The 12,458-nt window shown below is 53.6% G+C and carries 14 protein-coding genes; all 14 read left to right on the top strand.

The annotated features are described in order from the left end of the window. Positions 1 to 8: 8 nt before the first annotated feature. A complete protein-coding gene (gene yfmH / locus ACI1P1_RS01900; RefSeq protein WP_416214651.1) occupies positions 9 to 1,298 on the top strand; it encodes an EF-P 5-aminopentanol modification-associated protein YfmH in 1,290 nt (429 codons plus the stop codon). Then, a complete protein-coding gene (ymfI, locus tag ACI1P1_RS01895) occupies positions 1,295 to 2,044 on the top strand; it encodes an elongation factor P 5-aminopentanone reductase (RefSeq protein WP_416214650.1) in 750 nt (249 codons plus the stop codon). The genes yfmH and ymfI overlap by 4 nt, the downstream gene beginning before the upstream one ends. Before the next feature lie 81 nt (positions 2,045 to 2,125). Further along, complete coding sequence (locus tag ACI1P1_RS01890; RefSeq protein ID WP_416214649.1) at positions 2,126 to 2,386, top strand: DUF3243 domain-containing protein; 261 nt, start codon at positions 2,126 to 2,128, stop codon at positions 2,384 to 2,386. Positions 2,387 to 2,514: 128 nt separating this feature from the next. Further along, positions 2,515 to 3,378 carry a type 1 periplasmic-binding domain-containing protein gene (locus tag ACI1P1_RS01885; protein WP_416214648.1) on the top strand — a complete coding sequence of 288 codons (864 nt, stop codon included), beginning with the start codon at positions 2,515 to 2,517 and terminating at the stop codon, positions 3,376 to 3,378. A gap of 175 nt (positions 3,379 to 3,553) precedes the next feature. Beyond that, positions 3,554 to 4,315, top strand: a complete 762-nt coding sequence (locus tag ACI1P1_RS01880; protein ID WP_416214647.1) for a DUF3388 domain-containing protein — start codon at positions 3,554 to 3,556, stop codon at positions 4,313 to 4,315. Positions 4,316 to 4,382: 67 nt separating this feature from the next. Continuing rightward, entirely contained in the window at positions 4,383 to 5,243 is an 861-nt protein-coding gene (locus ACI1P1_RS01875; protein ID WP_416214646.1) for a helix-turn-helix domain-containing protein, read from the top strand. Between the two features lie 83 nt (positions 5,244 to 5,326). After that, a complete protein-coding gene (locus ACI1P1_RS01870) occupies positions 5,327 to 5,488 on the top strand; it encodes a hypothetical protein (RefSeq protein WP_181592634.1) in 162 nt (53 codons plus the stop codon). Between the two features lie 134 nt (positions 5,489 to 5,622). After that, entirely contained in the window at positions 5,623 to 6,114 is a 492-nt protein-coding gene (locus ACI1P1_RS01865; RefSeq protein WP_416214645.1) for a YajQ family cyclic di-GMP-binding protein, read from the top strand. A 162-nt stretch (positions 6,115 to 6,276) separates the two neighbouring features. Beyond that, positions 6,277 to 7,605, top strand: a complete 1,329-nt coding sequence (rimO, locus tag ACI1P1_RS01860; RefSeq protein ID WP_416214644.1) for a 30S ribosomal protein S12 methylthiotransferase RimO — start codon at positions 6,277 to 6,279, stop codon at positions 7,603 to 7,605. After that, positions 7,602 to 8,180: a CDP-diacylglycerol--glycerol-3-phosphate 3-phosphatidyltransferase gene (gene pgsA, locus ACI1P1_RS01855; protein WP_416214643.1), complete on the top strand. Its 579-nt coding sequence runs from the start codon at positions 7,602 to 7,604 to the stop codon at positions 8,178 to 8,180. Before rimO ends, pgsA begins: the two co-directional genes overlap by 4 nt. A gap of 91 nt (positions 8,181 to 8,271) precedes the next feature. After that, the gene (locus tag ACI1P1_RS01850; RefSeq protein WP_416214642.1) at positions 8,272 to 9,525 is read left to right on the top strand and encodes a competence/damage-inducible protein A; all 1,254 of its coding nucleotides are present in this window, start codon (positions 8,272 to 8,274) and stop codon (positions 9,523 to 9,525) included. A 276-nt stretch (positions 9,526 to 9,801) separates the two neighbouring features. Continuing rightward, on the top strand, positions 9,802 to 9,984 hold the full coding sequence (locus tag ACI1P1_RS01845) for a hypothetical protein (RefSeq protein WP_416214641.1): 183 nt from the start codon (positions 9,802 to 9,804) through the stop codon (positions 9,982 to 9,984). A gap of 599 nt (positions 9,985 to 10,583) precedes the next feature. After that, positions 10,584 to 11,639: a recombinase RecA gene (gene recA / locus ACI1P1_RS01840; protein ID WP_416214640.1), complete on the top strand. Its 1,056-nt coding sequence runs from the start codon at positions 10,584 to 10,586 to the stop codon at positions 11,637 to 11,639. Between the two features lie 79 nt (positions 11,640 to 11,718). Then, positions 11,719 to 12,387: a RecX family transcriptional regulator gene (locus ACI1P1_RS01835; RefSeq protein ID WP_416214639.1), complete on the top strand. Its 669-nt coding sequence runs from the start codon at positions 11,719 to 11,721 to the stop codon at positions 12,385 to 12,387. Positions 12,388 to 12,458: the final 71 nt, after the last annotated feature.

Genomic DNA, 12,458 nt, shown 5'->3' with positions numbered 1-12,458 from the left:
GGGATCGGATGGAAGCCATTAAAGCGGAACGCTTGAATGAAACTCTGTATACGGAGCAATTGCCCAACGGGCTGACAGTTTATATCCTTCCCAAGCCGGGCTACCAGAAGACCTATGCAACCTTTTCCACCAAATACGGCTCGGTAGACAACCATTTCCAGGTGACCGGTAAGGAAGAAATCAGGGTTCCGGACGGCATTGCCCACTTCCTGGAGCACAAGATGTTCGAGGAGCCGGAAGGGGATGTATTCGCCAAGTTTGCCTCCAATGGCGCTTCGGCCAATGCCTTCACCAGCTTTGACCGGACGGTTTACCTGTTTTCGGCCACAGAGAATCTGAAGGAAAACCTCAATACGCTGCTGGATTTTGTGCAGAATCCCTATTTTACCGATGACAATGTGGAGAAGGAAAAGGGGATTATCGGGCAGGAAATCAAGATGTACCAGGATAATCCCGATTGGCGGGTGTACTTCGGCCTGATCGAAGCCCTGTACCAGAAGCATCCCGTCCATATTGACATTGCCGGAACCATTGAATCCATTGCCCAGATTACCAAGGAAACCTTATACACCTGCTACCACACCTTTTACCATCCGGAAAATATGGCCTTTTTTGTGGTGGGCGGTGTGGACCCGGTAGAAATTATGGAGCTGGTCCGCGCTAACCAAGCGGGCAAAACCTTTCCGCCGCAGGGGGAAATTCTCCGGTATTTCGACCCTGAACCAGCAGCCGTACGGCAAAAGGAGCGGATTGTGCATCTGCCGGTTTCCTTGCCCAAGTGTTACATCGGCTTCAAGGAGGAGTCTGCCGGACTGACCGGCAGGGACGCTTTAAAGCAGGAGCTGGCCACCAAGGTGATGCTGGATGCCCTGTTCAGCCCAAGCTCGGATTTTTATCAGCGGCTGTATGACGACAATCTCATCTCCGACAGCTTCGGCAGCGAATATAATCTGGCGGAGGGATATGCTTTTACCGTCATCGGCGGGGAAACCCGTGATCCCGACGAGCTTTTGGTCCGCTTGAAGGCAGAGATTACCGCCATGGACAAAACAGGGATTCCCCAGGCGGCCTTCGAGCGCAGCCGGCGCAAAAAGCTGGGAGGTTTCCTGCGGATGATGAATTCTCCGGAGTCCCTGGCTAATGAATTTACCCGTTACGCCTTCCGCGGCGCCAATATGTTCGATATTTTGCCGGTTTATGAGGAGCTGACTCTGGAGGATGCCAACGCGCGGCTCCGGAAGCTTTTCGACTGGGAGTCCATGTCGGTCTCGGTTGTAAAGAGCGGTGGAGCCTCTTGACCATCGCCTTAAACAGGCAGACGGCTCTGGTCACCGGCGCAAGCCGGGGGATCGGAGCCGCCATCGCCGAACGTTTCGCCACCTTGGGCATGAATGTCATCATCCATTATTCCGAATCCCATGAGTCGGCCAACCAGGTAGCCCGCCGCTGTATTTCCCTTGGGGCGAATGCCGTCACCTTATCGGCGGACATCCGAAGCGCCGAAGAGGTGGCACGGATGAAGGAAAAGCTGGAGTCCCGCGGACTTGTTCCCAATATTCTGGTCAACAATGCGGGTGTGTCCCATTTCGGCTTGCTCTCCGACATGAGCGAGGAAGAATGGGATCAGGTGATGAATGTGAATCTGAAGGGCGCATTTCTGTGCACCAAGGCTTTTATGCCGGCTATGATTACCGCCAAGTATGGGAGAATCATCAATATTTCCTCCGTCTGGGGAATTTCCGGCGCCTCCTGTGAAGCGGCCTATTCCGCCTCCAAGGGTGGGCTTAACGCCCTGACCAAGGCTCTTGCCAAGGAACTGGCCCCCTCCGGCGTAACCGTCAACGCAGTGGCACCGGGAGCAGTGGAAACGGACATGCTGGCTACCTTCAACAAAGATGAGATTGCGGCGCTGCAGGAGGAGATTCCCGCGGGCCGGCTGGCCCAGCCGGATGAGATTGCTTCGCTGGTGTACTTCCTGGCTCTGCCGGAATCCGGATATATTACCGGACAGGTGATCAGCCCTAACGGGGGATGGGTGACCTGACGGCTAAGAGGGTATAGAGGTCTGCCTTCCTGCTCATACTACTCGTGCAGTATGAATTCAATTCAGGGAGGCAATCACAACATGGCGAATACTGTACTCACATCCTTCGACACATGGAAGCAGTTCCTGCATGACCGTGTTCAGGCTGCGGAGAACATCGGCATTTCCGAGGAGCAAATTTCCAAGCTGGCTTTTAAAATCGGCGATTTTCTGGCCAACAAGGTAGACCCGGAGAATGTGCAGGAGAAGCTGCTGGCGGATCTATGGTCTGTTGCCGACACCACAGAACAGAAAACCATTGCCAGACTGATGGTCAAAATGGTTACCGACGGCAAAAAATAAACGGATGCGGCAAATATTCTAGAGGCCTCCGATTCATGGAGGCTTTTCTGCTTTTCCCATGTTATACTGAATCCAAACGCCTATGATTGAAATAACTACCTGTATCAAAAAAAGGAGTAATCTGCCACATGCAAGCAAAAGCACGGACAAAACGAACGCTGCTGGCAGCAGCTCTGCTGCTTCTTGCGGCAGCGGGAAGCGGGTGCGGACGCACCCTGCCTGCCATTGACGCCGTTACACTGGAGGCGCGCAAAGCAACTCTGGTCCTGGCCGGCTCCTCCCTTACACCGGAGGAAACGGAAGAAATCCGCAGAGCCGCCGGTGAAAAAGCGGCCTCAGAGAAAATTGCGTTGGAATTTGTCGCAAATTCGTCAACCAATCCGGACGATCTAGCGTCTATTATAGGGAAGGGCAAATTTGACAGCATCATCGGTGCCGGCAGTGAATTGGCTCCGCCGTTGTCCCAGCTGGCCGCTCATGATCCCAATACCCGGTTTGTTGTACTGGGCAACGGGATTGCGGCCGCCGTTCCGGATCAGATGCCTGCCAATATGCTGCTCAAAAAATTGGATGATACCCTTAAAGCCGGGCTGTGGGACAATTGGGTTCAGCTTCAGAAGGCTTCGGGATTGACGGTGTTGTGGATTCAGAAAACCGGTTCCCCCGTTCCGGCGGAATGGTCGCCTTCGGAGGAAGCGGATAAGGTGCTTTCCCTGGATATCTATCCCGGAGATACCTGGTTTCCGCAGCTGACCTATCAGGTGTCGGCGGTGAAGCCGAGTATGATTGCGTTGTACACCACGGTGGACGATGCTGTTCTTGCCAAGATCAAAACGCTGAAGCTGCCTGTGGTGGATACGGTGGGAGGACTTTCGGCCCAGTACCGGTGGAGCAGTATCCTGCCTGAGGTTATGGCATCTTCCTTGGGTCCAGCCCCCAGAGGCGGAACCGAGCTGTATACAGCAGAAGAGGCTGCAATAAATCGCAAATAATTTCTGTTGACAGGTGAAGGATAATAGGGAAACCTGTAGAATAATCTTATGGTAAGCGGCCTTGTTAAAAACAAAGAGGCCCTCAAACCGGCTTTGCCGGTTTCGAGGCTTCCATAACTTTATCCGGCCTGCGGCAAGGACCAAGTTATTACAGAATGGGATGTGTACATACACAATGACAATGAATCAATGGTATATGGAATATAGAATCCACAAGAACCGTCCGGGACTTTTGGGGGACTTGGCGTCCATTATGGGTATGCTTGAAATCAATATTATTACCATCAACGGGGTGGAGGACCGCACCCGCGGGCTTCTGCTGCAGACGGATGATGATGAAAAAATAGAAATTTTGGGTAAAATGTTAAGAAAGGTGGATAATATAACCGTTACCGCCTTACGTGCGCCCAAACTGGTGGACGTGTTAGCCATTCGTCATGGCCGTTATATCGAACGGGATTCGGATGACCGCAAAACCTTCCGCTTTACCAGGGATGAGCTGGGGCTTCTGGTGGACTTTCTAGGCGAAATCTTCAAGAAGGACGGAAACCAGGTGGTGGGCCTGCGGGGGATGCCCCGTGTAGGCAAAACCGAATCCATTATTGCGGGAAGTGTATGCGCCAACAAACGCTGGACCTTCGTTTCCTCTACGCTGCTGCGGCAGACGGTGCGCAGCCAGCTGTCCGAGGATGAGATGAACCCGCATAATCTTTTCATTATAGACGGAATTGTCTCCACCATCCGCTCCAATGAAAAGCACCATACTCTGCTGCAGGAAATCATGAGTGCTCCGTCCACCAAGGTCATTGAGCACCCTGACATATTCGTACGGGAATCGGAATACGACTACAACACCTTCGATTACATTATCGAGCTGCGCAATACGCCCGATGAGGAAATTGTCATTGATATTCCATCCTCCTACGATGGTTATTAAAGCAACGGAATGACGCCTGCGCTATTGGGTGAGCAAGGTATTTTAAAAGATACGGAGGTGAAACTGTTTGTCCGAGTTGGGTCAGTTATTAAAGAAAGCTAGACTGGAGCAGGGCATCACCCTGGATCAGCTCCAGGAAACAACCAAAATCCGAAAACGTTATCTGGAGGCTATTGAGGAAGGGGATTACAAATCGCTTCCGGGTAACTTCTATGTTCGGGCATTTATCAAAAGCTATGCAGAGGCTGTAGGGCTTGACCCTAATGAAGTGCTGTCCATGTACCGCAACGTATTCCCGGATACGAATGTCGGAACGGTTACGGAGAGCTTGTCGCCTAAACGCACCATCACCAAACGTTCGGACAAGTGGAGCAAGTTCGCCACAGGTGTGATGCTGGCTTCGTTTTTTCTTCTGATTGTGGGGCTGATTTATTATTTTGCCTACCGCAATCATGACGGCGTCAACCAGTCCGTCAATGGCAGCAATTCCTCACCCATAACGGATAAGGTGGCTACCGTCAATCCCAATGGTTCCCCAGCCGGGGGGAATGTGGAGGTGAAATCTGCGGCGACGCCTTCACCTACTCCTGTCCAGCCCGAGCTGAAGCTGGTCAAAAGCGAGGGGAACATGGATTATTACCAGCTAACCAACGCGGCTTCACTCAGTCTCGAAATGACTCTGACCGGTACGGACTGCTGGTTCCAGATTGACAAGCTAACTCCCAACGGAAACATTTTTGACCATTCCATGATCGAGCAGGGCAATCTGGCCAAGCTGGGCTCTCCGCGAAAATGGGAGTCCGACCAGCCGATTTTTATGAATATCGGCCTGCCTAAGGCCATCGAGCTGAAGGTGAATGGCATTGTTGTTCCGTTGGGTGAAATCTCTAACCCCAAAAAGCTGCAAATCCAAGCTGCAGGCTTGTAATGCTGGCGCATGTATAGGGTTGGAGATAATGGGCATCCTACTCACTGGTGACACATTTCACTAAAAGTGAGGCATGATGTGCAATGACAGTGAGCTGGATTGTAACCGGGCTTGGCATTGTGGTGAGCCTGCTGGGGTGGTACCTGACACCTGATGCTTGGGGATACGGCATCTTCGGCTTTGGTCTCGCCCATATTGTTTTGGGGATTCTGGACATGTTCCGTGAGCCGGCAAGGAATAAATAAATGAACGGTGATTGGGTGAGGCATTTCCGCCAACGGGGATGCCTTTTCTTTGTCTCCAATTATTGCTATACTTAACTACTAGTTGAAGGTCTCCCCAAATTATTTTCCGGTGAAAGAAGGGACGTGTTTTACGTATGGCAGCAGATAATTCGTTTGATATTGTATCCAAGGTGGATATGCAGGAAGTTAATAATGCCATCAACCAGGCGCAGAAGGAAATCGACACCCGGTTTGATTTTAAGAACAGCAAATCCAGCATCTCGTTGGAAAAGGAAGATATCGCGCTCACTTCTGACGATGAATTCAAGCTTCAGAATGTCGTAGATATCCTCCAGTCGAAGCTGACCAAACGGGGAATTTCCATCAAGAACCTGGAATACGGCAAGGTGGAGCCCGCCTCCGGCGCGACCGTCCGCCAGAAGATTAAGCTGAAGCAGGGGATTTCCCAAGAGATCGGGAAGAAAATCAACACCATCATCAAGGATTCGAAGCTTAAGGTGCAAACCCAAATCCAAGGTGATCAAATCCGTGTTACCGGCAAGAGCCGCGACGACCTCCAGCGGGTGATTTCTCTCTTAAGAGAGGCTGATCTGCCCATCGAGCTGCAGTTTCTTAATTTCCGGTAAGCGCTGCGGCACCCCCCGGCTCCACATTGTGGGGCTCTTTGCATTTTTGACACCACCTTTTCGTTGTATTATACTTTTTGGGGATAGGAGCCCTGTGCCGGCGAAAAAGCGGTGTGGGCCCAGAATAAGCAATTTTTAGATTACTATTGGGGGATTGCAGGGATGTCTGAGAAAATCAAGGTTGTTACCCTTGGATGTGACAAGAATCTCGTAGATTCGGAGATTATGTCCGGGTTGATTCATGAACGCGGGTACACCCTTGTTGAGGATCGTGAAGAAGCGACGGTTATCATTGTGAATACATGCGGCTTTATTGATGCGGCGAAGGAAGAATCGGTGAATACCATTCTGGACCTGGCCGAGCTGAAGGAAACCGCCTCCCTGAAGGCGCTCATCGTCTCCGGCTGTCTGACCCAGCGCTATAAGGATGAATTGATGAAGGAGATGCCCGAGATTGACGGCATTGTCGGCACCGGGGATTTTGACAAGATTACCGATATTATCGATGAGGCGTTGGCCGGTGCGAAACCCAGCTATGTGGGGAACCCGGTTTTTAACTATGATGCGGTGCTGCCCCGCAAGGTGACAGGCCCCCGCTATTCGGCCCACATTAAAATTGCCGAAGGCTGCGACAACGCCTGCACCTTCTGCAGCATTCCGATTATGCGCGGCAAATTTCGCAGCCGTTCTATGGAATCCATTGTGGCGGAGGCGGCGAATCTGGCTTCCCAGGGAGTCCGGGAGATCAGTCTGATCGCACAGGATTCCACCAATTACGGCATGGATCTGTATGAGAAGTTTGCGTTGCCTGAGCTGATGGAGAAGCTGACCCTGGTTCCCGGAGTGGATTGGGTCCGGCTGCACTATGCGTATCCGGGATTTTTTACGGACGAGTTGATTGATGTGATTGCCAACAACCCTAAAATATGCAAATATGTGGATATGCCTCTGCAGCATAGCGAGGACTCCATTCTGAAGCGGATGCGGCGTCCGGGCAGGGGGCGGGATACACGGGAGCTTCTCCAGAAGATCCGCAGCCGGATTCCCGGGGTTGCGCTCCGTACTTCTCTGATTGTCGGGTTCCCCGGAGAAACCGAGGAGGACTTCGAGAAGCTGAAGCAGTTTGTGAAGGAAATCCAATTCGACAAGCTGGGTGTATTTACCTACTCCCAGGAGCAGGACACACCCGCAGCTCGGCTTCCGGACCAGATTCCGGAGGATCTCAAGGAAGCCCGGGCCAATGAGCTGATGGAGCTGCAGCGGCAGATTTCCAACAGCCGGAACGGCGGCCGGGTCGGCGAGGAGCTGGAGGTGCTGCTGGAGCGTTATGACGGCCGCAACGACGTATATGTAGGACGTTCGCAGTATGACGCCCCGGAAATCGACGGCGAAGTGTTTGTTTCCGGCTATAAGGGCAATATCGGCGATATTGTGAAGGTGAAAGTGACCCATTCCTTTGAGTTCGACCTTGCCGGGGAGGCGATCGCATGAATTTGGCCAACCGCATCACCATGGCCCGGATTTTTCTGGTTCCGTTAATCATGTTTTTTTTGCTGGTGAAGATGCCTTTGCCCAATCTGGTTATCGGTAATTTCGTCATTTCCTACAACCAGGTGATCGCGGCGCTGATCTTCATTATTGCCGCCAGTACGGACAGTCTGGACGGTTACATTGCCAGAAAGCGGAAGCTTGTCACGAATTTGGGCAAGCTTCTCGATCCGCTGGCCGATAAGCTGCTGGTGACGGCAGTGCTGGTATCCCTGGTGGAAATGGATAAGGTAGGCGCGTTTATTGTCATCGTGATCATCAGCCGGGAGTTTGCCGTTACGGGCCTGCGCCAGATTGCCCTCTTGGAGGGGATTGTTTTGGCCGCGAGCAAATGGGGTAAATGGAAAACAGCCACTCAGATCACGGCAATTATCGCACTCCTGCTGAACAATTTCCCGTTCCACTTCCTGAATTTCGATTTCGATTATTGGGCAAGCTGGGTGGCGGCGCTGATCACCATCTACTCCGGTGTGGATTATTTCCTCAAGAACAAGCATGTGATAAACGTTCATACATAAGGGCCTGTTGCACAGGTCCATGCAGAAGGGCTTTCCTCCACGGGAAGGCCTTTCGCGTATGAAGGTTCATTCATTCCAGGAGGTGTCTTCTATGAAAGCGGAAATTATTGCAGTGGGCACGGAGCTTTTGCTGGGGCAGATTGTGAATACCAACGCCCAGTTTTTGGCGGCGGAATGCGCCTCCATCGGAATTGATACATACTTCCAGACAGTTGTCGGCGATAACGAGCAGCGGCTGGTGGAGGCTTTGGACATTGCGTCGAAACGGGCCGATCTGGTGATCTGTACAGGTGGACTGGGACCCACCCAGGATGATCTGACCAAGGATGTGCTGGGACGGTATCTCACCAAAGCGCTGATCCTTCATGAGCCTTCTATGGAGCGCATCCGCAGCTTCTTCGAGGCGCGGGGCGTCCATATGGTAGAAAGCAATGCCCGGCAGGCGCTTATGCTCGAGGGCAGCGATCCACTTCCCAATGATACCGGGCATGCGGTGGGAGTGGCTCTTGAAGCGGAGGGCTGCCGCTACATGCTGCTTCCCGGGCCGCCCAAGGAAATGAAGCCCATGTTCACGGGCTACGGCAAACCCTGGCTGCTGAAGGCGATGGGGGAGGAGCGCCCCTTGTATTCCCGCATGCTGAAGTTTGCCGGGATTGGGGAATCCACGCTGGAGCATGAGCTGCTGGATCTCATTGAACGCCAGCAGGACCCGACTATTGCCCCGTATGCAAAAGAAGGCGAGGTCACCATCCGGCTGGCCACCAAAGCCTCCAGCAAGGAGGAGGCCGACGGGAAGCTGCAGCCGGTGGAGGATGCCATCTGCCAGCGGGTGGGGCAATATCTCTATGCCCGGGAGGATATCGGCATCGAAGAAGCGGTGCTCCGCCTCCTGAAGGAGCGGGGAGAGACGCTGGTGACAGCGGAGAGTTGCACCGGCGGGCTGCTGTCGGATCTCCTGACCGGCCTTCCGGGGAGCTCTGCGGCCTTCAAGGGAGGCATTGTCAGCTACTCCAACGGGCTGAAGCACAAGCTGCTGGAGATCCCCATGGAGGTGCTGGAGGGGGAAGGTGCGCCGGGAGCAGTGAGCGACCGAACCGCTGAGCTGATGGCGGCTAATCTGCGCAGCTCTCTGGATGCGGACTACGCATTGTCGGTGACGGGTGTGGCCGGACCGGATTCGTCGGAGGGCAAACCACCAGGGCTGGTTTATATCGGCTTAGCCAAACGGGACGGTCCCGTAGAGGTGACCAAGAACCGGCTGGGCGGCAGCAGGGAGATTGTGAAGCTGCGGGCAGCCAAGCAGGCGCTGTACATGCTGTGGCGGCAGCTGGTGAGTCAAGGCTAGGCAGAATGATGGCTCCGGCTGCTGTGGGCGTTGGCGAGGCGTGTAAGCGGCTGTGCGGCAGGCCTGTGGGGCAGGAACGGAAAAAGTTGGTCTGAGGAGCGAAACCTCTGCAGGAGCGGGATGCTTTTACAGTAACCAGGGTTTCTGAGTTATAGGCGTCTTGGGATGTGGAATATGGTGGAGAAGCAGGAGTGTTATATACGGCACGTTTGGCTGGGGCGGGAGAACCAGCAGTTCTTTTGGCAAATTAGCGGAGTTGGGATAAAAGTGTGATGTTTGCCAGCCAGCAGCGTCGGGTATCCGTATGTGGTGATACTTATCCTTGCGGGCAGCTATTGGGCTAAAGAGGGCAGATACCGGGCTAACGGCGGCCACAGCCCTTATTTCGGCAAAATCGCCACTTTGGAAATTCTAACGGCGGGCAGCGCCGCTATTTGGTTCTTTTTGCCCCTTAAATAGGCCAAACACCTCTAATAACGGCGCTCACTTCCGTTAGATTTTCAATTCGCCGATTTGTTGGCAAATAGCGGCTCTGGCTTCCGTTAGAATCGGCCCGAGCCCAGCGGCAGTCGTCACTGGCTATTGCCTGGCTACCGAAACCGGTTGCCGCCTTTTGGCCCTTGTGCAGCGGCCGCAGCTCATGCGGCAGTCTTCGCCGGCTTAAACGCATAGCTTTCCTGCGTGCCGCCGCCACACTTGCTTCTGCAGCCCCGCTGCAAAGGGAAACAGCAGCCCAGTCAGCCGCTAATGGAACCAGGGAGCGCTTAGCCGTCACTGCCGCAGGTTCAAACTAAATCAGATATCGCGCCAAGCTGCGCCAAAACGTGAGTCCGGGCCGCGTTTTTTTGGCAGGTTCCGGCACATTTCATTTGCAATCGTCCGGGTGCGCGGGTATAATATAGGTATATGTTTGCGGAAGAACCGTAACAGGGAGGACCTCTTGGTTGCGGTTTTTTGTTTCCCAAGCATGCGAATGTATGTTCGAAAAAACCCTTGGCAAAACCGCAAAAAGCAGTTATCATAGTATTATCATCCTAAATCAAAGGGAAGTGAGTCTCTTGGCAGATCGTCGCGCAGCACTGGAAGCGGCACTTCGCAATATTGAAAAGCAATTCGGCAAAGGCTCTATTATGAAGCTGGGAGAGTCCACCCATATGCAGGTGGAGACCATCCCCAGCGGCTCCTTGGCACTGGATATCGCCTTGGGCGTAGGCGGATTTCCGCGGGGGCGGATTATTGAAATATACGGACCGGAATCCTCCGGTAAAACGACAGTAGCACTGCATGCCATTGCAGAGGTACAGAAGACAGGCGGACAAGCCGCATTTATCGATGCGGAGCATGCTCTTGATCCTCTGTACGCCAGCAAGCTCGGCATCAATATAGACGAGCTCCTCCTGTCCCAGCCGGATACAGGCGAACAGGCCCTGGAAATTGCGGAAGCCCTGGTACGCAGCGGCGCCGTGGATATCATTGTTGTGGACTCCGTGGCGGCCCTGGTGCCGAAAGCGGAAATTGAAGGCGAGATGGGAGACTCCCACGTGGGTCTGCAAGCACGGCTTATGTCACAGGCCCTGCGGAAGCTGTCCGGCGCCATCAACAAGTCTAAGGTTATCGCCATCTTTATCAACCAGCTCCGCGAGAAGGTCGGCGTGATGTTCGGGAACCCGGAGACCACTCCCGGCGGCCGTGCGTTGAAGTTCTACTCCACTATCCGTCTGGACATCCGGCGTATCGAGTCCGTGAAGCAGGGCAACGATATTGTGGGCAACCGCACCCGGATCAAGGTAGTGAAGAATAAGGTAGCTCCGCCCTTTAAACAATGCGAAGTTGATATCATGTACGGCGAAGGCGTATCCAAGGAAGGCAGCATCGTGGATATCGGCGCCGAAATGGACATCGTCCAGAAGAGCGGCGCATGGTTCTCCTACAGCGGCGACCGGCTGGGTCAAGGCCGCGAGAATGCCAAGCAATTCCTGAAGGATAATCCGTCGGTGCGCGACGCCATCGAGAAGAAAATCCGCGAAAACAGCAACCTTATCACCACCATTCCTCCCGTTTCCAATGAGGAAGAGGAAGAGGATGATTTGGAGGATTTTGAAGACGCGGAATAAGCAGTCAGCTATACCTACAACCGTAAGGGCACCCTGGATAAACAGGGTGCCCTTCTTGCAGAAAGGAACGTAGAAGGATATGTCGAACGGCGAAGATCAGGTCGGGTGGATCACTTCGGTAGAACGGCAGAAGGGCAATAAGAAGCGGTACAACCTTTTTATTGATGATGTGTATGCCTTTTCGGTGCATGAGGATATTATGATCCGCCACAGGCTTCTGAAGGGGGAGTCGGTGGACAGCGAGTCCATTGCGGGGATTGTAATGGATGACGAGCGGCACCAGGCGTATCTGGAGGCTATCCGTTACATAGGCAGGCGCCCCCGGTCGCAGCAGGAGGTCCGATTGCATTTGAAGGAGAAGGAATACGAGCCGGAGCGGATCCGTGAGGTGGTGGAACGCCTGTCCGGGGAAGGTTATCTTAATGATGAGACCTTTGCCAAGCTTTGGACCGAGAACCGGATCCGGAGCCAGAAGAAGGGCCGAAAATGGGTGGAAATGGAGCTTGCCCAGAAGGGTGTGGAGGATGCGGATATTTCGTCCGCGCTGGGCAGCATTGATCCTGAAGAGGAATATGCGGCCGCACTGGATTCAGCCGTGAAGAAATGGCGGATTACCGGAGGAGAGCTCTTTGAACGGAAACGCAAGGTGATGACCTATCTTCTGCGCAGGGGATATTCCCATGAATTGGTGAAGCGGGTGGTCCGGGAGGCGTCCGAGCAAACGGCTGAGGATGACGCGGAAATCTGATCATGTTCGGGCTTCCAGCCAGATACCGGACGGAAAGCCGGTAGAGTTCTCCCGCGGCTGGGAGCGGTCCC

It is taken from the genome of Paenibacillus mesotrionivorans (assembly GCF_046098205.1).
Classification (GTDB): domain Bacteria; phylum Bacillota; class Bacilli; order Paenibacillales; family NBRC-103111; genus Paenibacillus_AR; species Paenibacillus_AR mesotrionivorans.
Note: the sequence above shows the minus strand (reverse complement) of the source record. Positions and strands in the feature narration are given on the sequence as shown.